This window comes from Providencia sp. UF-224 (assembly GCF_058245955.1).
The window spans coordinates 1-380 of record NZ_JBSICC010000126.1 but is presented as its reverse complement, the minus strand read 5'-3'; the positions used below and the strand labels follow the sequence as shown (position 1 = coordinate 380).

The 380-nt window shown below is 58.9% G+C and carries 1 protein-coding gene; it reads right to left on the bottom strand.

The window, feature by feature from the left end; all coding sequences use genetic code 11:
* On the bottom strand, positions 1-338 hold a 338-nt coding region (locus tag AC4IFO_RS23135), incomplete at its 3' end, for an oxidoreductase (protein ID WP_490737872.1).
* Positions 339-380 lie beyond the last annotated feature (42 nt).

Here is a 380-nt window from a genome sequence, read left to right as displayed (position 1 = left end):
CCATGGCGGGCACACTCATGCAACAGCCACGCAGGGTCAGAGAGTAATGGACGCGATAACGCGCATAAATCCGCACGCCCCGCGGCAATAATGCTGTTCACTTGGTCTGCATCGGTGATTGCCCCCACGGCAATGACAGGGATACCCGCTTCATTGCGCACGCGGTCAGCCATCGGCGTTTGGAACATGCGCCCGTACACCGGTTTTTGTTCCGGAGAGACTTCCCCAGAGGAGCAATCAATCAGGTCTGCGCCCGCCTGTTTCATCGCTTGCGCTATCAACACCGCCTCATCCACCGTGGTACCCCCCTCCACCCAATCGGTGGTGGAGATACGCACCGCCAACGGTTTTGACCACACTTGGCGTACCGCCTGAATCAC